Raw genomic sequence first — 22,616 nt, 5'->3', positions numbered from 1 at the left:
CCGGTCATCGTGACGCTCACCGGCCGTGCGCGAAAACGTGAAGGCGCCTCAAGGTGTTCTCCGACGAGATCCGCCGTTATCCCGGCACCGCGCCACCAAGAAGAAGCCTGTGGGCGGCAGGAGGAAGACGTATGCGTTGCGTTGCAGACAGAGTGGCCGGCCTCGTCCTGGCCGGGCTCGCAGCGGGAACCCTGGGGATGCTGCCGGCCTCCGCCGCGGCTCCGACCACCGCCCCGCCCGCGACCGACCTGAAGAGCGAGGGGCCGACGCAGCCGGCCAAGGTCCAGGACGGTCAGTACACCGACAAGAACGGTAACCCGACCTACCACGTCACGGACGGCGGCAAGATGGTCGACTGGTACACCATGTCCGGCTACGTCCGATACAGCGCGAACTGCATGGCCTGCCACGGCCCCGACGGGCTGGGATCGACCTACGCGCCGTCGCTGGTCGACGCCCTCAAGGGCATGGACTACGCGCAGTTCGCCGGCATCGTCGTGGGCGGCAAGAGGGACGTGAACGCCTCGCAGGAGTTGGTGATGCCCGCCTTCGGCGAGAACAAGAACGTCACCTGCTACCTGCCGGACATTTACACCTATCTCCGCGCCCGCTCCGACGGGGCGCTCGGCCGCAACCGGCCGTCCGAGCACGAACCCAAGCCCGCGGCCTTCGAGAAGGCCGAGGATGCCTGCATGAAGTGAGCCCTCCCGGTCCGGCTTCCCGCGCGAACCGGACCGGGTCGACACGCCCCGTTGCACCGCTCGATTGCGCACGACATACTCCGCCCAAGACGCTGAAGAGCGGGCGCCAAGCCTGCCGAGGGGGTCGCAGGGGGTGGAACGTGGCTCAAGGATCGGGAGTGCGCCGCCATCTGTGCGGCATCTGGACGGCCTGGACGGACGCGGCCGGGGCCGCCGACGCGGCCGCGGAGGTGGCGCTCGCGGTCGGTGACACCGCCCTGTCGCAGGTCGTCGCGTTCTTCTCCGCCGATTACGATGCCGAGATCCTGGCCCGTGCCCTGGAGACCCGGTTCCCCGGCGTGCCGGTGGCCGGCTGCTCGATGTCGGGCGGCATCGCCCCGGCCGGCGGCCTCGACCGCGGGCTCGTCGTCATCGCGTTCCCGGCCGAGCGGTTCCGGATCGTCTCGACCGTCCTCGACGCCATCGACCACCTCGACGTGGAGCGGACCGCCTCGGCGGTCCGGGCGCTGCGCCGGACCCTGGACCCGCTGGACCGGTGCCGCGATGTCGACGCGGCCGGCACGGGCCACCGCTTCGCCCTGTCGCTGATCGACGGGCTCGCCAACGCCGAGGAGACCGTGGTCTCGGCGATCGCCTGGGCGCTCGACGGCATCCCGATCGTCGGCGGCTCGGCCGGCGACGACCTGCGCTTCCGGGACGCCGTCATGCTCCACGGCGGGAAGATCCACCGCAAGGCGGCGGTCCTGGTGCTCGTCGAGACCGACTTCTCGGTGGAGATCTTCAAGAGCGACAATTTCGAGCCGACGCGGACCAAGTTCGTGGTCACCGCCTCGGACGGCGAGCGCCGCACCGTGCACGAGCTCAACGCCGAGCCGGCGGCCCGGGAATACGCGATGGCGATCGGCCTCGACCCCGAGGGCCTGTCGCCGATGAGCTTCGCCGCCTACCCGCTCGCCGTGAAGGTCGGCGGCGAGTATTTCTGCCGCTCGATCCGGCGGATGAACGAGGACGGCTCGCTCAGCTTCTTCTGCGCGGTGGATGAGGGCGTGGTGCTGACCCTCGCCGAGCCGCGCGACATCGTCGCCTCGACCCGGGCGGAGCTGGCGCGCCTCGACGCCGTGCTCGGCGGCGTCGACCTCATCATCGGCTTCGAGTGCGTGCTCCGCCGCCTCGACGCCGAGAGCCGGCAGGTCCGCCACGGGATCGCCGACCTCTACCGCCGCTACAACGTCGTCGGCTTCGAGACCTTCGGCGAGCAGTACCGGGCGATGCACCTGAACCAGACCTTCACGGGCATCGCCATCGGCAAGACCCTCGCCGCGGGCGCGCCGGCCGCGGCCCCCGCCCCGGCCGCGTCGTGACCCTGCACCCGAACGGCCTCGAGACCGACGCGTCCCTGCACCGGCGGATCGAGAAGCTCGAGCGGATCAACGCCGCGCTGATGTCCCATGTGGAGCGCTCCATGGACCAGCGGGGCAGCGCCTACTCGCTGTTCCAGACGGCGATCATGCTCGAGGGCCGGGTCCGCACCCGCACCGAGGAGCTGACCGGGCTGATGCACCGGCTGGAGCGCTCCAACGAGGCGCTGGCCGCGGCCAAGGAGGAGGCCGAGACCGCCAACCGCTCGAAGACGCGGTTCCTGGCGGCGGCGAGCCACGACCTGCTGCAGCCGGTCAACGCCGCCCGCCTCTCGATCTCGGCGCTCGCCGACCTCGACGTGCCGCCGGAGGCGCGCACCATCGCCGGACAGGTGGAGCGGGGCCTGCAGACCATCGAGGACCTGATCAAGACGCTGCTCGACATCTCGAAGCTCGATGCCGGGATTGTCCGGCCGCAGGTCCAGCCCGTCTTCCTGCCCGACCTGCTGGCGGGGATCGCGGAGAGCTTCGAACCCTTCGCGCAGCGCAAGGGCCTGCGCCTGTCGGTGCACTGCCCGGACCTGACCATCACCAGCGACGTGGTGCTCCTGCAGCGGATCCTCCAGAACCTCGTCTCCAACGCCGTCCGCTACACCCGCACCGGCGGGATCGTCCTGGCGGCCCGGCGCCGGTCCGGCGGCGTCCGGATCGAAGTGACCGACACGGGCTGCGGCATCGCCGCCGAGGAATGCGAGCTCGTCTTCGACGAGTTCTTCCGGGGCGGCGACCGGCCGAGCAGCGGCGAGGAGCCGGGCCTCGGCCTCGGCCTGTCGATTGTCCGCCGCATGGCCCTCGCCCTCGATCATCCCCTGCGGCTGCGCTCCCGGGTCGGCCACGGCACCCGGGTGTCGCTGACGCTGCCCCTGAGCGCGGTCCCGGCCGCCGCGGCGCCGCCCGCCCCGGTGGCGACCCGGCTCTCGGGAGCCCACGTCCTCGTCGTGGAGAACGACGCCTCCACGGCCGACGCCCTCGCGCGCCTGCTCCAGAACTGGGATGCAAGGGTCTCGACCTTCCGCGACCTCGCGGGGGTGAAGGCCGCCGTCGCGGCGGGCGCCGGGGCGCCGGACATCCTGGTGCTCGACTACCATCTCGACGACGGCGCCTGCGGCCTCGACGTGGCCGCCTATCTCCGGGCGCTGCGGACCGACCCGCTTCCGGTCATCGTCACCACCGCCGACCATACCGGCGCGGTCGAGGAGCGCGTCACCGCCGCCGGCGCGGAGCTCGTGCACAAGCCGATCAAGCCGGCCCAGCTCCGCTCCCTGCTCACCTACATGCTGGCCTGAACCCGATCGGGCGCCGCGACGCGCCGGCTCGCGCCCTGTCAGAGCCGCGGGCGTCCGCGGCGAACAGAGCCGTCCGCGCCGTGACATAGGACACACGGCCCCCCTCGACGGGCCTCCCCGCCTGCGCGACAGGGAGCAGCATCCGCGGCGCGTCCCGTGCCCGGATGTCCCCCCGCCATCGACGTCACGGACCCGCCGGGACGCCGCAGGAGCGCGCACCCATGGCGCAGGTCCCGCACGGTCCGACAGGCAGCCCGCCGGGTCATCCTCAGGGCACCGCGCAGGGGCCCGTCCAGGACGGCCTGCCGCCGCGCGAGCGCGTCCTCGCCATGGCGGCGATCGGGCTCGCCATGACCATGGCGGTCCTCGACGGGGCCATCGTCAACGTGGCGCTGCCCGTCATGGCCAAGGACCTCGCGGTCCGGCCGGCCGACGCGATCTTCGTGGTCAACGCCTACCAGGTCGCCGTCACGGCGAGCCTCCTGCCGTTCGCGGCCCTCGGCGACATCTTCGGCTTCCGGAAAGTCTACCTGCCGGGGCTCGCGCTGTTCGTCGCCGCGTCGCTCGCCTGCGCGGTCGCGCCGAACCTGCCGATGCTGATCGCGGCGCGCATCGTCCAGGGCCTCGGTGGCGCGGCGATCATGAGCGTGAATATCGGCTTCGTGCGCTTCATCTACCCGCACCGGATGATCGGCCAGGGGGTCGCCAACGTCGCGCTGGTGGTGGCGGTGGCCTCGGCCGCCGGCCCGACCGTGGCGGCGGCGATCCTGTCGGTGGCGACCTGGCCCTGGCTGTTCCTCGTGAACATCCCCGTGGGCCTGCTGGCCCTGGCGGTGGCGTCCCGGACCCTGCCGGTCACACCGGCGAGCGGCCGCCCCTTCGACCTCGCGAGCGCGGTGCTCAACGCGCTGACCTTCGGCCTGCTGATCATCGGGATCGACGGTCTCGGCGATCCGGAGGCGCGCAGCGTCGCGATCGTCGAGCTCGCCGCCGCCCTGGTCATCGGCGCGGTGTTCGTGCGGCGCCAGATCCGGCTGCCCGCCCCGCTCCTGCCGGTCGACCTGCTGCGGATCCCCGCCTTCGCCCTGTCGATGGCGACGTCCGTCGCCTCGTTCTGCGCCCAGATGGTCTCCTACGTGGCGCTGCCCTTCTACTTCCAGGACGTGCTCCACCTTTCCAGCACCCAGACCGGCTTCCTGCTCACCCCCTGGCCGATCGCGGTCGCCGCGATGGCGCCGATCTCCGGCCGCCTCGCGGACCGCTACCCGCCCGGCATCCTCGGCGGCGTCGGGCTGGCCATGATGGCCGCCGGGCTCGTCAGCGTGACGCTCCTGCCCGAGGCCCCCGCCACCCTCGACATCGTCTGGAGGCTCACCCTGTGCGGCCTCGGCTTCGGCCTGTTCCAGTCGCCCAACAACAAGGTCATCGTCACCTCGGCGCCGCGCGAGCGGGCCGGCGGGGCGAGCGGGATGCAGTCGACGGCGCGGCTCACCGGGCAGTCGCTCGGCGCGGCCCTGGTGGCGGTGATCTTCGGCCTGACGCACGGGCTCGGGGCCGAGCGGGCCGTCACCATCTCGCTCTCCTGCGCGGTGGCGCTCTCGGTGATCGGCGGCTGCGCCAGCGTCCTGCGGCGGAGTCGGAGCGGCTAGACCGACCCCGTATGCCACCGCGGGCGCGGGACCGCGTTGACGCGACGAGTCACGTGCAGGAGCGTCCCATGGATCTCGATCTCTCCGGCCGGAAGGCCCTGGTCACCGGCTCGACCGGCGGCATCGGCTACGCCATCGCCAAGGAACTCCTCGATCTCGGCGCCGAGGTCGGCATCAACGGCCGCACGCCCGAGCGCGTCGAGACCGCGCTGGCGAAGCTGCGGGGCGAAGCGCAAGCCGGCCGCGCCTTCGCGGCACCGGGGGATGTCGCGACCGCGGACGGCGTGTCCGCGCTCGTCCAGGGGCTGCCGGTCGTGGATATCCTGGTCAACAACACCGGGATCTTCGAGCCGAAGCCGTTCTTCGAGATCCCGGATGCCGACTGGCAGCGCTTCTTCGACGTCAACGTGATGAGCGGCGTGCGCCTGTCCCGGGCCTACACGCCCGGCATGGCGGAGCGCGGCTGGGGCCGGGTGATCTTCATCTCCAGCGAGTCCGGGATCAACACGCCGACCGAGATGGTCCATTACGGGATGACCAAGACCGCGCAGCTCGCGATTTCCCGCGGGCTCGCCCAGACGGTGGCCGGCAGCGGCGTGACGGTCAACAGCGTCCTGCCCGGCCCAACCCTGTCGGAGGGCGTCGCGGAGTTCATGACGCAGATGGCCGGCGGCGCGGCCGACGCCGACCTCGAGGCCATGGGCCGCCAGTTCGTCGCGGAGCACCGGCCTTCCTCGCTGATCCGGCGCCTCGCGCGGGTGGAGGAGGTGGCGAACCTCGTCGCCTATCTCTGCAGCCCGGCCGCGAGCGCCACCACCGGCGCAGCTCTGCGGGTCGACGGCGGTGTCCTGCAGGGCCTCGCCTAGGATCAGGCAGGGCCCGCCCCCGAGATCAGGACCGGTCCGGGCATCACCCGCCGGTCTCGGAAGCGGTGGCCCGGTCGACCAACCCGCGGGCGCGGGACCGCGATGCCCGGCGAGAGCGCGCGAGGAAGCCCGCGATCCAGACCCGTGGATCCGCACCTGTGGACGCGCCCCGCTCCGCGGATCGCCCGAGCCCGCCGGAGCGACCGGCGGCTCTGGATACCGGGCTTTCGCCCGCGGCGCGCCGCGCCATGTCGGCCGGTCGGCCGGCCCGACTGGAGCGTCGCGGAGGCACCTAGAGCCGTCGGCCCAGACGAGACGCCGGACTTGGCTCTAGGTCGTGATCAGGCCTTCAGGTGGGCGGCGAGATGCTTGTTCATCTCGAACATGGAGCACTTGTCCTTGCCGAAGACCTTCTTGAGCTTGTCGTCGGCAACGATCTCGCGCTTGTTCTGCGGGTTCTGAAGATTGTTCTTCTTGATGTAGTCCCAAACCTTGCTGACCACCTCGCCGCGGGGCAGCGGGCTGGTGCCGACGATGGCGCCGAGCTCGGCCGACGGCTTCAGCGGCTGCTGCAGAGCGTTGGGCTTGGTGCCGGCCGACTTGGCGGCAGCCGGCTTAGCAGCCTTCGCCGGGGCGGCCTTCTCCGCAGTCTTGGTGGTCTTGGCCGCCTTCGGCGCAGCCTTCTCGGTCTTTGTGGCCATAAACTTCCTCCGGTTCTCGGGCCGCAGGCCGGGGCATGATCGCCCCACGGCCGAGCCAGCATAGCAGCAACTAAGCGGTGCCGCCGCCGTTCCAAGGGGAAATTGCCTTTGCAGCCCCCTCATCCACAAGGCACGCACGAGAATCCCCTGTGGGATCGCCCGATCGACGCCGTGGTGAAGATTATTCGGTCCGATGCCGGGCGCGAAACCTGCTCTTAACAATCCTGCGCGCGAAGTACAGACATGTTCGCCCCGGCCCTCACGCTCGCGCTCCTGCTCGCCACCGGACTGGTCACCGGTCTCGGGTTGGTGATCCGCGCGGAGACGACGGCCTCCGGCACCGCGCCGGGGCGCGGACTGATCTGAGCGACCCGGGATTGCCGCGCGGGTCCGCCGGGTGCATCAGCCCGACCGCATGACCGACCCGATCACCCTCGCGAGCCTGGAAGGGACTGCCCACGTCGTCCAGGTGGCGCTCAGCCCCGTCTTCCTGCTGTCGGGCATCGCGACGCTCCTCAACGTCTTCGGGGCCCGCCTCGCGCGCGTGGCGGACCAGGCCGACCACGTCTCCGGATTGCTGGCGGGGGCCGGCGACGCCGAGCGCGTCCGCCTCGGTCAGCGCCTGGACCGCCTTCACCGGCGCTCCCTCGCGCTCGACGCCGCAGTGTTCCTGGCCGCGCTCGGCGGCGTGGCGACCTGCGGCTCGGTGCTGACGCTGTTCGTGGGCGCGCTGCGCGACAGCACGGTCGCGACCCTGCTGTTCGGCCTGTTCGGCGCGGCGATCCTGTGCACGCTGTGCGCCCTCGTGGCCTTCGGCTTCGAGATGCTGCTGGCGAACCGCTCGGTCCGCGACCGGATCAACCAGCGGCGGGCGAGCGCCGGCATGCCGCCCGACCGTTGAGCGCTCGGTGCGGGTCCGGACCCCGCGCCCCGCCGGCGGAACCGGTCCCGACCGGCGCGCTTAGTGAGCCGAGGGACCGCCGCGCGGGCACGACCCCGCGCGCGAACCGGGAGAGATCATGCCGACGGACCTGCCCAACGAGCGCACCCTGAGAAAGCCCGGCACGCTGGAGCTCGACCCCGCCGCCGGCGAAGGCGTCGCCATCGACGAGACGCCGCGTCTGATCGCGTCCAACAGGGTCGAGGGCACCGCCGTCTACGACCGCAGCGGCCGCCACCTCGGCGCTATCCACAATTTCATGGTGGACAAGATCTCCGGACAGGTCGCCTACGCGGTTCTGGCCTTCGGAGGCTTCCTCGGGCTCGGCGAGACCCACCACCCGCTGCCCTGGAAGGCGCTGAGCTACAGCACTGAACTCGGCGGCTACGTGGTCGATCTCGAGCCCGGCGTGCTCGCGGAGGCGCCGAGCCAGGCGGCCGGTTAGGCCTGGCTCGTCGACCCGGGCTGTCGGGCTCGGATCATCCCGCGTCGCGGCGCGCGGACGCTTCGCTGCGGAGCGGGCCCCGGGACGTGCCGGCTCAGAACTTCCCGCCGAGGCCGACGCTGCCACCCGGCGACAGCATCGGGCCCATCGAGCCGCTGCCGCCGCTGCCGCCGACGGCCGCGTTGCCGCCGTCGAGATCCTCGCGCCGGATGCGGCGCTCGCCGCTGTCGGCCGTCCGCGTGGCGCCGCCGGCGGTCTTGGGAATCGCGAGCTGCCTCGTCGGCGCCGTCTGGAGAGGCTGACCGTCGGCATCGACCGCGGCGTTGCGCGGCTCGCGGTTCGGCAGCGAACCGCGCAGCGACGGCGGCAGCCCGACCTCCGTCGCCGGCATCACGCCTCCGCCTCCGCCGAGCGCCTGACAGCCGGCCACGAGACCGGACAGGGCAGCACCGAGCGCGAGGCCGCGCGCTGCCGCGCATCGCGACGTGGTGAGGGTCGACATCGTGTAGTCCTCGACAGTGGCCACGGTGCCATCCGCGGCTCGCGTGGGTTTATGCGCGGCTGTCTACGCTGGGGATGCGGCGAAAACCAGACAGCGCCGCGGGACGCCGGGGGATGACGCCGCCCCCTCGGGCCGTGCGAGCGCCCCGCGCGGCCCGAGCCTTGCTGCGAGGCCGCCGCGGTCCATAACTTCGCCCAGGTCCTGCGGCACGACGCCATCCGCGGGCGGGATCCTGCCGGCGGCGGACCCGGAACCGGCCGAATGCGGTCGTGGACGCGCCGGCACGCCGGCGCGGCCCGGCCTTTCCTCAGAGGACGAAGCGTGTTCAGAACCAACCGGATGATCGCGGCCGTGACGCTCGCCCTCTGGGCGTCGGGGGCCGCGGCGCAGGCCCAGGTGAGCGGCAGCGAGGGTCCTGCCGGTCAGGCCGCGCCGCAGAGTCCGGCCGCGCCGCCATCCGCACCGCCGGCCCAGACGCCGGCCCAGACCCCGGCCCCGGTACCGGCCCCGACGCCACCGCCCGCGGCGACCCCGGCCGCCCCGCCCGCCAGCCCGCCGGCTGCCGCGGGCGCGCCGCCCTCCGCGGCCCAGGCCCAGCAGCAGGGGACACCCGCCACCGTCCTCGACACGCAGGATTACGAGAGCCTGCTCGGCCGCAGCGTGCGCAGCGCCGGCGGCGACGAGCTCGGGCGCGTCATCGACATCATCATCGACAAGGAGGGTCATCCCCGCGCCGCCATCATCGATTTCGGCGGCTTCCTCGGTGTGGGAACCCGCAAGATCGCCGTGGACTGGCGCGCCCTGCGCTTCACGCCGGACGGCGGGAAGGAGCGCAAGCTGTCGGTCGCGCTGACCCGCAATCAGGTCCGCGTCTCCCCGGAATACAAGGCCGGCGAGCCGATCGTGGTCCTGGGCCCCGCCAGCCCGGCCGCGCCCGCGGCCGAGGGCGAGCAGGCTGCCGCGCCGACGGCGGGCTCCGCGACGCCGCCGCAGTCGGCCCCAGCCGCGCCGGCGCCCGGCAACGCGGCCTCGGGCGCCGCGGCGCCGGCCGCCGCGACCCCGCCGACCCCCGCCGCGCCTGTGCCCGCGCCCGCGCCCGCCCCGCCCCCGGAGAAGGCACCGGATAAGTGACGGTGGCCCGGTTGAAGGTCAGAACCGCCGCCGCCCCCCGCGAGCGCGACGTGCCCCGGCAGGACATCCGCTCCCGTCCGACCCGCCTGAAGGATCAGGCGGCCGAGGCCGCGCGCGCACCGGCAGGCTCGGCGGTCCACGGCGAACGCGCGATCTCGTCGGCGAGCCGCTACGGCCTCGACGCCTTCGCGTTCTTCGTCGCGAACCTGCAGACCGGGTTCGGCCCGTTCCTGGCGGTCTACTTCTCGCAGGCCAAGTGGACCCAGTCCGACATCGGCTTCGCCCTGACGGTGGGCAGCCTCGTGGCGCTCCTCGGCCAGGTGCCGGGGGGCGCCTTCGTCGACGTCGTGCGCTCGAAGCGCTTCGCCGCCGCCGTGGCGGTCATCGGGATCGCCGGCAGCGCCTTCGCGCTGGCGGTCTGGCCGAGCTTCCTGATCGTGCTCCTGGCGATGGCGCTCCACTCGGCCGCGAGCTGCGTGCTGACGCCGGCCATCGCGGCGATCAGCATCGGCCTGGTCGGGCGCGCCCGGGCCGGCGAGCGCCTCGGCCGGAACGCGAGCTTCGCCGCCCTCGGCAACGCCCTCGGCGCGGCCGGCATGGGCGCCATCGGCTACTACCTGTCGAACGGCGCCGTCTTCTACCTCACCGCCGCCCTCGGGATCCCGACGGTGATCGCGCTGGCGCGCATCCGCGCCCAGGACATCGATCCGGGCGTGTTCAAGGAGCCGGCCCCGGCCCAGGCGGCGCCGGCCTCGACGGCGCCCGCGTCCGGCCAGGACGGAATCCGCGCGCTCCTGACCAACCGCGGCCTCCTGTGCTTCGCGGCCTGCATGGTGCTGTTCTTCCTCGCCAACGCCGCGATGCTGCCCCTCGTCGGCAGCGTCCTGACCCTGCGGGCGAGCGAGACCGCGACCGCGCTGGTGGCGGCCTGCATCATGGTCCCGCAGGCCGTCCTCGCGGTCAGCGCCCCGGCGGTCGGCCGGGCCGCCGAGCGTTTCGGCCGCTACCCGGTGCTGCTGTTCGGCTTCGGCGCCCTCCCGGTCCGCGGCCTGCTGCTCGCCTACACGACCAACCCCTACGGCCTCGTCGCCATCCAGGTGCTCGACGGGATCTCGGCCTCGGTGCTGGGCGTGATGGTGCCGCTGATCGTGTCGGACCTCACCCGCGGCACCGGCCGCTTCAACCTCGCCCTCGGTGCGGTCGGGACCGCCATGGGCATCGGCGCGGCCCTCTCGACCTCGCTCGCCGGCATCATGGCCGACCATCTCGGCAGCCACAGCGCCTTCCTGGGGCTCGCGGTCGTCGGCTTCGCGGCCTTCATGCTGGTGGCGCTGATCATGCCGGAGACGCGCCAGCCGGAGCGCGCGGCCTGACCCGGCGCGGCATCGGATTCGCTTGGGTGTTTCCAAGCCGCTCAAGCGGCGTTCAGGTTCTGCGGATAAAAGCGCGGCGAAGGTGCGAGCCGGTGAAACATATGGCAACGCTCTCGCGTTGCCGCTGCGGGTCAGACTGCGCCCGCGCTGCACTCCGCCTCAGCCCGTAAGCCAAAGCCGCGCGAATACGGAATGGTCACCGCGATGGAAGAGCTGCACCGATACGCCGACAGGCCCTTCGCCTTCGTCGGACGGTATCTCCGGCGCCGCTGGCTGCCGCACCTGGTCATCCTGATCTCGGTGCTCGGCGCCGTCGGCTTCTCGGTCTCCACCGACTACGCCCTGAAGGGCGTGGTCGACGCGCTGACGAAGGGTCCCGGCCCCGACAACACCGTGATCTGGGGCGCCCTGGCGGTCCTGATCGCCTTCATCGCCGCCGACAACATGCTCTGGCGCGTGGCCGCGCTGACCGGCGCCTTCACCTTCGTGGGCATCACGGGCGACATCCGGCGCGACCTGTTCCGGCACCTGACCGGCCACTCCCCGACCTTCTTCTCCGACCGCCAGCCGGGCACCCTGGCGTCGCGGATCACGGCGACCTCGAACGCGATCTTCACGGTCGAGAACATGTTCGTGTTCAACGTGATGCCGCCGACGGTCGCGGCCTTCGGGTCGATCGCCTACATCGCCACCGTCAACCTCACCATGGCGGGCATCCTGGCGGGCGTGTTCGCCGCCGTCGTCGTGCTGATGTTCAAGATGGCCGCGGCCGGCAAGCCGCTGCACCACGACTTCGCCGCCAAGGCCGCCTCCGTCGACGGCGAGATGGTCGACCTCGTCGGCAACATGTCGCTCGTGCGCGCCTTCTCGGCGTTCAAGCGCGAGGGCCAGCGCTTCGAGGGCACCGTCGCCACCGAGATGCGCGCCCGCCGCTCCTCGCTGCTCTACCTCGAGAAGCTGCGCATCGTGCACGCGGTGCTCACCGTGCTCGCCGTGTTCGGCCTGCTCTACTGGGCGATCCAGATGTGGGAGGCCGGCCAGGCGACGAACGGTCAGGTGGTCCTCGTCTGCACGCTCGGCATCCGCATCCTCGCCGCGACTCGCGACCTCGCGGTGGCGCTGGTCGACGCGACCCAGCACACCGCCCGCCTCTCCGAGGCGCTGCACACCCTGCTCCAGCCCCACGACCTCGTGGACCATCCGGAGGCGCAGCCGCTCAGCGGCCAGGGCGCCAAGATCGAGTTCGAGCACGTCGCGTTCAGCTATCCGGACGGGCGCCCCGTCTTCACCGACTTCGACCTCGTCATCGAGCCCGGCCAGCGCGTCGGCCTCGTGGGCAGGTCGGGCGGCGGCAAGTCGACCCTGTTCTCGCTGATCCAGCGCTTCTACGACGTGCAGAGCGGCGCGATCCGCATCAACGGGCAGAACATCGAGCGCGTCACGCAGGAATCCCTGCGCGAGGCCATCACGGTCGTGCCGCAGGACGTCTCGATGTTCCACCGCTCCCTGCGTGAGAACATCCGCTACGGCCGGCCCGAGGCGACCGACGAGGAGGTCTGGCAGGCGGCCGAGGCGGCGCACTGCACCGACTTCATCAAGGCCCTGCCGGAAGGCTTCGACACGATCGTGGGCGATCGCGGCGTGAAGCTCTCGGGCGGCCAGCGCCAGCGCATCGCCATCGCCCGGGCGATCCTGAAGAACTCGCCGATCCTGCTGCTCGACGAGGCGACCTCGGCGCTCGACGCCGAATCCGAGCAGGCGATCCGTCACGCCCTCGCCAACCTGATGAAGGGCCGGACCGTCATCGCGATCGCGCACCGTCTCTCGACGCTGCAGGATTTCGACCGGATTGTCGTGCTCGACGGCGGCCGCATCGCGCAGGACGGCTCGCCCGACAAGCTGACCCATCTCGACGGCTTCTTCCGGGAGCTGATGAAGAAGGAATCGATGGCGATGGCGCTCGCCGCCGCGTGATGATCCTTCTCGCCGAGCGGACGCACCGCAGCCGTCTTTGCGAGTGCAGCGAAGCAATCCAGTGAGGCACGCGATGCCCGAGCGTGGCGCATCCCTGGGTCGCTTCGCTGCGCTCGCGATGACGGTGCGGATCGAGTGACGGCCCGGCGGCCGGCGCTCGCCGGCTGATCATCGCGCGGGCACGGCCGCTCCGGTTCCCACGCCCGCCCGGCACTGCTAGATCACCCCGCGGCCGGACCGGACCTTGCATCGCCTGAGACGTCGCGAACCGGCCCGGTTCCGACGCAACGCGACGCCCGAGCCCGACCGTGCCCGACCTTGCCCACGTCATCCGGGAGATCTCCGAGGAGATGGCCCAGCGCCCCGACCGGGGCGCGGTCGCGGACTACATCCCGGAGCTGGCCCGGGTCGATCCCGGCCAGTTCGGCCTGGCGGTGATCGACGCCGAGGGGCAGGTCTTCACCGGCGGCGACAGCGAGACGCCGTTCTCGATCCAGAGCGTGTCGAAGGTGTTCACGCTCACCCTCGCCCTCGGCATGGTCGGCGACCGCCTCTGGAAGCGCGTCGGCCGCGAGCCCTCGGGCAACCCGTTCAATTCCATCGTGCAGCTGGAGCGGGAGCGCGGCGTGCCGCGCAATCCCTTCATCAACGCGGGCGCGATCGCGGTCACCGACGTGATCCTCTCGGGCCACGAGCCCCGCGAGGCGCTGGGCGAGATCCTGCGCTTCATGCAGTTCCTGGCCCAGGATTCCAGCATCACCATCGACGAGACGGTGGCGGCCTCGGAGAAGCGCACGGGCTTCCGCAACACCGCGCTGGCCAACTACATGAAGTCGTTCGGCGTCCTCGACAATCCGGTCGACTACACGCTCGGCGTCTACTTCCACCACTGCGCCATCGCGATGAACTGCCGCCAGCTCGCGCGGGCCGGACGGTTCCTAGCGCATAACGGCGTCAACCCGTCGACCGGCCACTCGGTGGTCTCGGCCGAGCGCGCGCGCCGCATCAACGCGATCATGCTGACCTGCGGCCACTACGACGGGTCGGGCGAGTTCGCCTATCGCGTGGGCCTGCCGGGCAAGAGCGGGGTCGGCGGCAGCATCCTGGCGATCGCGCCCGGCAAGGCGTCCATCGCCGTCTGGTCGCCCGGCCTCGACGCGGCGGGCAATTCCCATCTCGGCCGCATCGCCCTGGAGCGGCTGACGCAGCGCATGGGCTGGTCCGTCTTCGGCGCCTGACGGCTCCGCCGCGCGGCCCGCGTCGCGCCCCCTTGCGCGCTGCACGCTTCCGCGGCACTGCGCCGGCGGGGCGCCGCGGCGCCGAGACGAGGCTCACCTGCATGGCGACGCGTACGGCAGTCCAGGCTTCCGATGAGGGTCTCGATCCCGGCGCCATCCTGGCCCGTCTCGACCGGCTCCCGGCGACGCCGACGGTCTGGCGCCTCGTGATGCTGCTCGGGCTCGGCTTCTTCTTCGAACTCTACGACCTGCTGTTCACCGGCTACGTCGCGCCGGGCCTCGTCAAGGCCGGGATCCTGACGCCGACGACTCCGGGCCTGTTCGGTGCCAGCGGTGTCGCGAGCTTCGTCGCGGCCCTCTTCACCGGCCTGTTCATCGGCACCATCGCCTGCGGCTGGCTCGCCGACCGGTTCGGCCGGCGGGCGATCTTCACGTGGTCGCTGCTGTCCTACACCGCCGCCAACGTGGTGATGGCCTGCCAGAGCGACGCCTTCGGCCTCAATCTCTGGCGCCTGATCGCCGGGATCGGCCTCGGCCTGGAGATGGTGACGATCGGCAGCTACCTGTCCGAGCTGGTGCCGAAGGCGATCCGGGGCCGGGCCTTCGCCCTGTGCCAGGGCATCGGCTTCACCGCCGTGCCGGTCGTGGCGTTCCTGTCCTACCTGCTGATCCCGGCGGCGCCCCTCGGCATCGACGGGTGGCGCTGGGTGGTGCTGATCGGCGCCTCGGCGGCGATCGTGGTCTGGTGGATGCGAGCGGGCCTGCCGGAGAGCCCGCGCTGGCTCGTCGAGCACGGCCGTCTGGCGGAGGCCGAGGCGGTCCTGCGGCGGCTGGAGGCGCGGATCGCGGCCGAGCACGGCGGCGCGCTTCCCGCACCGGCCGCGCCGGAGCCGGTGCAGCCGCGCGGCGCGTTCCGCGACATGTGGGTCCAGCCCTACCGGCGCCGCGCCCTGATGATGGCGGGGTTCAACGTCTTCCAGACGGTCGGCTTCTACGGCTTCGCCAACTGGGTGCCGACCCTCCTGGTGGCCCAGGGCATCACGGTGACGTCGAGCCTCGCCTACACGGCGCTGATCGCGCTGGCCGCCCCGGTCGGGCCCCTGATCGGCCTCGCCATCGCCGACCGGTTCGAGCGCAAGCACGTCATCGTGGCCGCCGCCCTCCTCTACATCGCTTGCGGCCTGGCCTTCGCGCAGACGCGGGACGTCACCGTCATCGTGGCGCTCGGCATCGGCCTGACGCTGGCCTCGAACGTGATGTCGTACAGCTTCCACGCCTATCAGGCCGAGCTGTTCCCCACGGGCATCCGGGCCCGGGCGGTCGGCTTCGTCTATTCCTGGAGCCGCTTCTCGGCGATCTTCACCGGCTTCGTCATCGCGTTCGTGCTGCGGGAGGCCGGGACGCCGGGCGTGTTCCTGTTCATCTCGGCGGCGATGCTGGCCGCGGGCCTGCTCGTCGGGCTGCTGGGTCCCCGGACGCGGGACGTCGCGCTGGAGAAGATCGCGGGGTGAGGCCCGTGAGGAGCACAGCTCCCGGCAAGCCGAATCCGTGCTAACCTCGGGCATGGTCGCTCAGCCGAGATCCCGGATGACGGTCGACGAGTTTCTCGCCTGGGCCGAGGGGCAGCCGGGGCGATTCGAGCTGGTCGATGGCGAGGTGTTCGCGATGTCACCGGAGCGGGCCGGACATGCGTTGGTCAAGTTCGCAGCACAGACAGCCCTGAATCGCGCGATCAGAGCCTCCGGTGTCGTCTGCCACATGATGCCCGACGGCATGACGGTCCGCATCGACAGCACGACGACATTCGAACCGGATGCATTGGTCTATTGTGGGCCCCGGATGGATCTCGATGCCATCGAAGTGCCGGATCCCGTCATCGTCGTCGAGGTTCAGTCGCCGGGCACACGCGCGGTGGACTCGGGCCTGAAATTGACCCGCTACTTCGGTCTGGAGAGCGTCATCCACTATCTGATCGTGGATCCGGTGAAGCGTCTCGTCATCCATCACCGCCGCGCGCAGGGCGGCCTGATCGAGACCCGCATCGCGACCCGGGAGACGCTGGATTTGACGCCCCCCGGCCTGCGCCTGCCCGTGCCCGAGCTGTTCGCCGACCTCGCGCCCGCCGACGACGGCGCTTGATCCGATCCGAGGCGGATGCCACAGCGGCGCGAACGCGAATCAGGACGCCCGGATGACTGCACCCCTCGATCTCCTCGTGCTCGGCAACGCGATCGTCGACGTGATCGCCCGCACGGACGACGCCTTCCTGTCGGCGCAGGGCGTCACCAAGGGCGCGATGCAGCTCATCGACGAGCCGCGGGCCGAGGCGCTGTTCCAGGCGATGGGACCGGCGACGATCGTGTCGGGCGGCTCGGGCGCCAACACCGCGGTCGGCGCGGCGCTCCTCGGGGCCAAGACCGGCTTCGTCGGCAAGGTCCGGAACGACGAGCTCGGCGGCCTGTTCAGCCACGACCTCAAGGCGACCGGCGTCGACTTCGCCGTCCCGGCCGCCGCCGAGGGGCCGGCCACCGCCCGGTGCTTCGTGCTCGTGACGCCGGACGGCGAGCGCACGATGAACACGTATCTCGGCGCCTGCCAGGGCCTGTCGCCCGACGACGTCGACAAGGCGCTCGTGAGCTCGGCCCGCGTCGTCTATCTCGAGGGCTACCTGTGGGATCCGCCGGCCGCCAAGGATGCGTTCCGCAAGGCCGCTCAGCTCGCCCATCAGGCGGGCAACGCCGTCGCGCTGACCCTCTCGGACGCGTTCTGCGTGGGCCGCTACCGCGACGAGTTCCTCGGCCTCGTGCGGGACGGCAGCATCGACATCCTGTTCGCCAACATGGCCGAGCTGCAGAGCCTCTACGAGACCGACGATCCCGAGGCCGCCGTGGCGGCCCTGCGCGATGAGCGCAACGCCCGCGGCCGGCACCTGCTCGGCCTCGTCACGCGCTCGGCCGACGGCGCCCTGGTGGTTCAGGGCGGCGAGGTCCGGGCCGTCGAGGCGAGCCCGGTCCAGACTGTGGTCGACACGACCGGCGCGGGCGACCTGTTCGCGGCCGGCTTCCTGGCCGGGCACGCCCGCGGGCTCGACAACGTTGCCAGCGCCCGCCTGGGCACGCTCGCGGCCGCCGAGGTCATCCAGCATATCGGCGCCCGCCCGCAGGCGGACCTGGTCGGCCTGGCCAAGGCGCGCGGGCTCCTCTGAGCCGGCGCGCCGGGCGCGCGGCCGGAGGTCCGCGTTTGCGCCGATCCCGCGCGCTCAGGCCGCGCGGACGGTCGCGAGGAAGCGCGTCACCTCGTCCCTGAGGTGGCCGGACCGGTTCGACAGCTCCGAGGCTGCCGTGAGAACCTGATCGGCCGCCGCTCCGGTCCCCTTCGCCGCGTCGGCGACGCCCGTGATGGTGCTGGTGACGTCCGCTGCCCCCTGGGCGGCCTGGGAGACGTTGCGGACGATCTCCTGCGTCGCGGCGCCCTGCTGCTCCACGGCGCTGGCGATCCGCGTCGCCACCGCGCTGAGTTCCTGAACCCGACCGCCGATGCGTCCGATCGCCGTGACGGCGTCGCCGGTGGAAGACTGGATCCGGGCGACGTGGCCGCCGATCTCGTCGGTTGCCCGCGCGGTCTGACCGGCCAGTTCCTTGACCTCCGCGGCCACGACGGCGAAGCCGCGGCCCGCCGCGCCGGCCCGCGCCGCCTCGATCGTGGCGTTCAGCGCGAGGAGATTCGTCTGCTCGGCGATGGTCGAGATCAGGGTCACGACATGACCGATCTGGATCGCCGCCCCGTTCAGATCCTGAACCAAGTGAGCGGTCGCTGCGGCGTCCGCGACCGCCGACTGTGTCAGTTCCGTCGAACCCGCGACCTGGCGGCCGATCTCCTGGACGGAGGCGCCGAGTTCCTCGGCCGCCGCCGCCGCGACGCTGACGGTGCTGGCGGCGCGTTCGGCCGCGCTCGCCACCCGGATGGAGCGATCGGCGGTGTCGGCGGCCGCCTCGTTCATGGCCGAGGCCGTGTCCTGCAGCGCGGCGACGGCGGTCGAGACCGTGCCGATGATGCCGCCGACCGTGCCCTCGAAGGCGTCGGCGATCCGGTGCATGCCGCTCCGCCGCTCCGCCTCGGCCGTGGCGCGGGCCTGTGCGGCGTCGTGTTCGAGCGTGCGCGCCCGGATCAGGCCGTCCTTGAAGACCTGGACGGACGCCGCCATGACGCCGATCTCGTCCCCGCGCTCGGAACCGCCGACGGCCGCGTCGAGGTCGTCGGCCGCGAGCCGGCCCATGGTTCCGGCCAGGGACCGGATCGGGCGGGCGACCCGGTGCCAGACCCACCAGACCGCCGCGCCGGTCAGGAGCAACCCGATGACCGCGAGCGCGACGGTGACGGACCACGCCGTCCGGAACGCGTCCTCGGAGCGCTGGACCGAGACGTTCGTGCCCTCGGCGGTGACCTGGGCGAGATCCGCCAGGGCATCGAAGGCGGCCACGAGCGGCGGGCGGGCGGGCGCGATGGCGTCGCGGGCCGCGTTCCGGTCGCCGCGCCTGAGCGGCGCGAGGATCGCCTCCTGGGCGACGCGATAGACCTTCCACCGCCCCTCGAACGCGTCCCAGAGCGCGCGCTCCCGGGGCGTCGTCGCGCGCGCGCGGTAGCTCTGGAAGGCCTCGGGGATGGACCGATCCATCTCGACGAACTCGGCATCGAGGTCCCGGTTCTCACCGTCGTCGACGGCGACCACCTTGCGGATCGTCGTCGTGTGGTACCGCAGCATCAGGAATCGAATCGTATGGAGATCGTTGTCCTTGCGCACCCAGACGTCGCGGGTCTCCACGGCGGCGGCGTTGATGGCCTGTATCTGCATCAAGCCGACGGCCGAGCTTGCCAGGAAAAGCAGAAATCCGACGATCGAGGGCAGTATCAGCTTCGATACGATACTTCTTCGCAGTCTCATCTCGGGCACCACAGAGAACGACAACGTCGCGTCGGGATGCATGAAGATGAAAGACAGATTTTTCCGCAACCTCTACTGCGGCAGCGATCTGCGCCGCAGATCGGCGCGGAACGCATAGCGCGTCGCCCGCCGACGCCGCGCTGCGGGTCGCGCGCCGATCCGGGCTGAGGCGGGCGGCCGCGCCCCGGGTCAGGGCCGCAGCAGCACCTTGCCCACCGCCGCGCGGCGGGTCAGGAGGCCGAAGGCCTCCGGGTACTCCGCCAGCGGGTAGACGCCGTGGACCTGCGCGGTGAGCCTGCCCGCGGCGACCCAGTCGAGGAGCCGGCGCTGATCGGCCCGGTGCGCCTCCGGCTCTCGGTCCAGGAAGGCGCCCCAGTGGACGCCCTGCACGTCGAGTTCCTTGAGGAGCATCAGGTTCAGCGGCAGCCGCGGGATGGCGCCGGCGGCGAAGCCGATCACGAGGAAGCGCCCGCGCCAGCCGAGCGCCCGCAGGGCCGGCTCCGCGTAGGCGTCGCCGACCGCGTCGTAGACCACGTCGATCCCGCCGCCCGAGATCCGGCGCAGCTCGTCCTTGAGCGTCGCCGGGTCGTAGACCACGCCCGCCTCGGCGCCGTGGGCGCGGGCGACCGATAGCTTCTCCTCCGAGGAGGCGCAGGCGATCACCCGGGCGCCCATCAGCCGGCCGAGCTCGACGGCGGCGAGGCCGACGCCCCCGGAGGCGCCGAGGACCGCCAGCCACTCGCCGGGCCGCAGGCGCGCGCGGTTCGCCAGGGCGTGCAGCGAGGTGCCGTAGGTGATGGTCAGCCCGGCCGCCTGCTCGTCCGGCACGGCGTCCGGCACCGGCGTGAGCCGGGCGGCGTCGAGGGCGATCAGCTCCGCGCAGCAGCCGTGCCCGGCATGGACGATCACCCGCTCGCCCACGGACACGCCCGCGGCGCCCTCGCCCAGCGCCTCGACCACGCCGACCCCCTCGCCGCCCGGCGAGAACGGCAGGGTCGGCTTCACCTGGTAGCGCCCGGCGGTGATCAGCGTGTCGAAGAAGTTCAGGGCCGCCAGCCGCATCCGCACCAGCGCCTGCCCGGGGCCCGGCACCGGGTCGGGCCGCTCGACGATCTCCAGATGCTCCGGCCCGTCGAGCCTCGTGCACAGCAGCGCCCGCATGGCGTCCCTCCTCCCCGGCGTTTCCCGGCCGATCAGGCCCGAACCGACGGTGCGGTCAAGCCGTTCCGATCATCTCGCGGATGCGGGCGCCCAGCACCTCCACCACGAACGGCTTGGTGATGACCTGCATCCCGGCCTCGAGGGGCCCGTTGCCGAAGACCGCGCTCTCGGCGTAGCCGGTGACGAACAGGACCTTGAGGCCCGGCCGCGTGAGCCGCCCGGCCTCGGCCATCTGGCGCCCGTTCATGCCCCCCGGCAATCCGATGTCGGACACCAGCAGGTCGATGCGCACGTCGGATTGCAGCACTTTGAGGCCGGCCGCGCTGTCGGCGGCCTCGATCGCCGTGTAGCCGAGATCCTCCAGCACCTCGGTGACCAGCATGCGGACGGTCGGCTCGTCGTCGACCACCAGCACGGTCTCGCCCGGCGCGGCCCGCGGCGGCGCGCCGACGGCGGCGTGCGCGTCCTCCTCGGCGACCGCGCCGCGGTGGCGGGGCAGGTACAGGCAGACCGTCGTGCCCCTGCCGACCTCCGAGTGGATCCGCACCTGGCCGCCGGATTGCTGCGCGAAGCCGTAGATCATCGACAGGCCGAGGCCGGTGCCCTGCCCCAGGGGCTTCGTGGTGAAGAACGGCTCGAACACCTTGCCGACGATCTCCGGCGCCATACCGCTGCCGGTGTCGGTGACGCACAGCGACAGGTACTGGCCCGGCGGCATGTCGTGGCGCCGGGCGGCGCGCTCGTCGAGCCACGCATTGGCGGTCTCGATCGTGATGCGCCCGCCCTCCGGCATCGCGTCCCGGGCGTTGATGCACAGGTTGAGGAGCGCGTTCTCGAGCTGCGGCGGGTCGACCAGGGCCGGCCAGAGGCCGGGCGGCGCCACGACCTCGACCACCACGGCGGGGCCCACGGTGCGGCGGATCAGCTCCTCCATGCCGGCCACCAGCCGGTTCACGTCGGTGGGCTTCGGGTCGAGGGTCTGGCGACGCGAGAAGGCGAGCAGCCGGTGGGTCAGCGCCGCGGCCCGTTTCGAGGCCCCCTGCGCGGCGTTGATGTAGCGGTCGACGTCCATGACGCGGCCCTGGCCGAGCCGGGTCTGGATCAGCTCCAGCGAGCCGGAGATGCCGGCGAGCAGGTTGTTGAAGTCGTGGGCGATGCCGCCGGTCAGCTGGCCGACCGCCTCCATCTTCTGCGACTGGCGCAGGGCCTCCTCGGCGGCGGCCAGGGCGTCGGCGCGCTCGCGCTCCGCGGTGAAGTCGCGGCCGACGGCGTTGATGACGCCCTCCCCGGGCCGGGCCGCCCAGCTGATCCAGCGATAGCCGCCGTCCCGGTGGCGGTAGCGGTTGTCGAAGCGCGCGAGGCTCGACCCCGCGGAGAGCTGGCGCGCGCCCTCGACGGTGCGGTCGAGATCGTCCGGGTGGACGAAGGCGATGAGCTTCGTTCCGATCAGCTCGTCCGGGCGCCAGCCCAGCACCTCGGTCCACGCTGGGTTCACCGCGGTGATCGTCCCGTCGAACAGGCAGCGCAGCATCATGTCGGACGAGAGCGTCCACAGGGCGTTGCGGTCGGCCGTGCGCTCCTCGACCTGCTGCGCCAGCGTGGCGTTGAGTTGGCGCAACTCGGCCAGGGCGGCCTCCAGCCGGCCCTGGCTCTCCTTGAGGGCGGCGTCCGCCAGGACCCGGCCGGTGGTCTCGTTGGTGAGGATGAACAGGCCGGCGACCCGGCCCTCGGCGTCGAGAACCCGCGAGTACGAGAAGGTCCACCACGTCTCCCGGGCGCCGCGGTCGGTGTCGAGCTGCCACGGCAGATCGACGAAGCGCTCCGGACGGCCCGCCATGGCGGCGTCGATGATCGGTTTGGCCTGATCCCAGGCATCGGCCCAGACCACGTCGAACCGCTCGCCCATCGCCCAGGGCAGCCGCGGACCGAGCAGCGGGAAGTAGGTGTCGTTGAAGAAGAAGTGGAGGTCGGGCCCCCAGGCCAGGATCATCGATTCCGGCGAGTTGAGGACGAGCGACAGGGCCGCACGGAACTCCGCCGGCCACGTCTCCGGAAGCCCCAGGGGATGACCCGACCAGTCGCGCGCGCGGATCATCCGCGCGGCCTCGCCGCCGCCGGAGAGGAAGGGGAAGGGGTCGGTCACGGGCTCTGAGCAATGCAGGTCATGGGCGTACGGCGTATGACCGTCTTCGGCGGCATCTCCAAGCTGCCCGGTCGCGGTTCGACGACGTCGTCTCAGCGCGCCGCCGTCCTCGCGAGCGGAGCGAAGCGACCCAGGGCTACGGGACG

The 22,616-nt window shown here is 72.1% G+C and carries 20 protein-coding genes and 1 pseudogene; 16 read left to right on the top strand and 5 right to left on the bottom strand.

Annotation, left to right across the window (positions count from 1 at the left end; translation table 11 throughout):
* Nucleotides 1–131 precede the first annotated feature (131 nt).
* The 5 genes from C4T42_RS08355 (at nt 132) to C4T42_RS08335 (ending at nt 5,920) form a co-directional block, all read left to right on the top strand.
* The gene (locus C4T42_RS08355) at nt 132–701 is read left to right on the top strand and encodes a c-type cytochrome, methanol metabolism-related (protein ID WP_026604819.1); all 570 of its coding nucleotides are present in this window, start codon (nt 132–134) and stop codon (nt 699–701) included.
* A gap of 140 nt (nt 702–841) precedes the next feature.
* Nucleotides 842–2,062 carry an FIST N-terminal domain-containing protein gene (locus C4T42_RS08350; RefSeq protein WP_026604820.1) on the top strand — a complete coding sequence of 407 codons (1,221 nt, stop codon included), beginning with the start codon at nt 842–844 and terminating at the stop codon, nt 2,060–2,062.
* The gene (locus C4T42_RS08345; protein WP_042669683.1) at nt 2,059–3,405 is read left to right on the top strand and encodes a hybrid sensor histidine kinase/response regulator; all 1,347 of its coding nucleotides are present in this window, start codon (nt 2,059–2,061) and stop codon (nt 3,403–3,405) included. Before C4T42_RS08350 ends, C4T42_RS08345 begins: the two co-directional genes overlap by 4 nt.
* A 221-nt stretch (nt 3,406–3,626) precedes the next feature.
* Nucleotides 3,627–5,054, top strand: coding sequence for an MFS transporter (locus tag C4T42_RS08340; protein ID WP_083916050.1), 1,428 nt, complete (start codon nt 3,627–3,629; stop codon nt 5,052–5,054).
* A 68-nt stretch (nt 5,055–5,122) separates the two neighbouring features.
* Nucleotides 5,123–5,920 (top strand): SDR family NAD(P)-dependent oxidoreductase, encoded by a 798-nt coding sequence (locus tag C4T42_RS08335; RefSeq protein WP_103984979.1) that lies wholly within the window; start codon nt 5,123–5,125, stop codon nt 5,918–5,920.
* A 341-nt stretch (nt 5,921–6,261) separates the two neighbouring features.
* Here C4T42_RS08335 and C4T42_RS08330 read toward each other — a convergent pair whose 3' ends face one another.
* Nucleotides 6,262–6,621: an SWIB/MDM2 domain-containing protein gene (locus C4T42_RS08330; protein WP_012320460.1), complete on the bottom strand. Its 360-nt coding sequence runs from the start codon at nt 6,619–6,621 to the stop codon at nt 6,262–6,264.
* Between the two features lie 243 nt (nt 6,622–6,864).
* On the opposite strand from C4T42_RS08330, the gene C4T42_RS32715 reads away from it, so the two are divergent.
* From C4T42_RS32715 to C4T42_RS08320, 3 genes and pseudogenes are all read left to right on the top strand, one after another.
* The gene (locus C4T42_RS32715; RefSeq protein ID WP_020092516.1) at nt 6,865–6,987 is read left to right on the top strand and encodes a hypothetical protein; all 123 of its coding nucleotides are present in this window, start codon (nt 6,865–6,867) and stop codon (nt 6,985–6,987) included.
* Nucleotides 6,988–7,036: 49 nt separating this feature from the next.
* The gene (locus C4T42_RS08325) at nt 7,037–7,522 is read left to right on the top strand and encodes a DUF2721 domain-containing protein (protein WP_042669689.1); all 486 of its coding nucleotides are present in this window, start codon (nt 7,037–7,039) and stop codon (nt 7,520–7,522) included.
* Between the two features lie 118 nt (nt 7,523–7,640).
* A pseudogene (locus tag C4T42_RS08320) lies at nt 7,641–7,994 on the top strand (PRC-barrel domain-containing protein); the annotation flags it as partial.
* A gap of 106 nt (nt 7,995–8,100) precedes the next feature.
* Here the strand turns inward: C4T42_RS08320 and C4T42_RS08315 are convergent.
* Nucleotides 8,101–8,508, bottom strand: coding sequence for a hypothetical protein (locus C4T42_RS08315; RefSeq protein ID WP_026604823.1), 408 nt, complete (start codon nt 8,506–8,508; stop codon nt 8,101–8,103).
* 339 nt (nt 8,509–8,847) lie between these two features.
* Here C4T42_RS08315 and C4T42_RS08310 point away from each other — a divergent pair, with 339 nt between their 5' ends.
* The 7 genes from C4T42_RS08310 (at nt 8,848) to C4T42_RS08280 (ending at nt 17,429) form a co-directional block, all read left to right on the top strand.
* A complete protein-coding gene (locus tag C4T42_RS08310) occupies nt 8,848–9,639 on the top strand; it encodes a PRC-barrel domain-containing protein (protein WP_042669686.1) in 792 nt (263 codons plus the stop codon).
* Nucleotides 9,636–11,012 carry an MFS transporter gene (locus C4T42_RS08305; protein ID WP_042669687.1) on the top strand — a complete coding sequence of 459 codons (1,377 nt, stop codon included), beginning with the start codon at nt 9,636–9,638 and terminating at the stop codon, nt 11,010–11,012. The genes C4T42_RS08310 and C4T42_RS08305 overlap by 4 nt, the downstream gene beginning before the upstream one ends.
* A gap of 204 nt (nt 11,013–11,216) precedes the next feature.
* Nucleotides 11,217–12,986: an ABC transporter ATP-binding protein gene (locus C4T42_RS08300; RefSeq protein WP_026604824.1), complete on the top strand. Its 1,770-nt coding sequence runs from the start codon at nt 11,217–11,219 to the stop codon at nt 12,984–12,986.
* Between the two features lie 308 nt (nt 12,987–13,294).
* Nucleotides 13,295–14,224, top strand: a complete 930-nt coding sequence (locus C4T42_RS08295) for a glutaminase (protein WP_020092523.1) — start codon at nt 13,295–13,297, stop codon at nt 14,222–14,224.
* 101 nt (nt 14,225–14,325) lie between these two features.
* Nucleotides 14,326–15,735 (top strand): MFS transporter, encoded by a 1,410-nt coding sequence (locus C4T42_RS08290; RefSeq protein ID WP_020092524.1) that lies wholly within the window; start codon nt 14,326–14,328, stop codon nt 15,733–15,735.
* Between the two features lie 52 nt (nt 15,736–15,787).
* Complete coding sequence (locus C4T42_RS08285; protein WP_026604825.1) at nt 15,788–16,363, top strand: Uma2 family endonuclease; 576 nt, start codon at nt 15,788–15,790, stop codon at nt 16,361–16,363.
* A 52-nt stretch (nt 16,364–16,415) separates the two neighbouring features.
* Entirely contained in the window at nt 16,416–17,429 is a 1,014-nt protein-coding gene (locus C4T42_RS08280) for an adenosine kinase (protein ID WP_020092526.1), read from the top strand.
* 54 nt (nt 17,430–17,483) lie between these two features.
* Here the strand turns inward: C4T42_RS08280 and C4T42_RS08275 are convergent, their stop codons facing one another.
* Nucleotides 17,484–19,109, bottom strand: coding sequence for a methyl-accepting chemotaxis protein (locus C4T42_RS08275; RefSeq protein ID WP_244603188.1), 1,626 nt, complete (start codon nt 19,107–19,109; stop codon nt 17,484–17,486).
* Here C4T42_RS08275 and C4T42_RS32350 point away from each other — a divergent pair.
* On the top strand, nt 19,018–19,284 hold the full coding sequence (locus C4T42_RS32350) for a hypothetical protein (protein WP_244435138.1): 267 nt from the start codon (nt 19,018–19,020) through the stop codon (nt 19,282–19,284). The two genes, C4T42_RS08275 and C4T42_RS32350, sit on opposite strands and share 92 nt — an antisense overlap.
* 71 nt (nt 19,285–19,355) lie before the next feature.
* Here C4T42_RS32350 and C4T42_RS08270 read toward each other — a convergent pair whose 3' ends face one another.
* Together C4T42_RS08270 and C4T42_RS08265 are read right to left on the bottom strand one after the other, a co-directional pair.
* The gene (locus C4T42_RS08270) at nt 19,356–20,327 is read right to left on the bottom strand and encodes an NADPH:quinone oxidoreductase family protein (RefSeq protein WP_020092528.1); all 972 of its coding nucleotides are present in this window, start codon (nt 20,325–20,327) and stop codon (nt 19,356–19,358) included.
* A gap of 55 nt (nt 20,328–20,382) precedes the next feature.
* Nucleotides 20,383–22,470, bottom strand: a complete 2,088-nt coding sequence (locus C4T42_RS08265) for a PAS domain-containing sensor histidine kinase (protein WP_020092529.1) — start codon at nt 22,468–22,470, stop codon at nt 20,383–20,385.
* Nucleotides 22,471–22,616: the final 146 nt, after the last annotated feature.

Source organism: Methylobacterium sp. 190mf (assembly GCF_900107945.1).
Taxonomy (GTDB): Bacteria; Pseudomonadota; Alphaproteobacteria; order Rhizobiales; family Beijerinckiaceae; genus Methylobacterium.
This window is presented reverse-complemented; position numbering and strand designations above follow the sequence as displayed.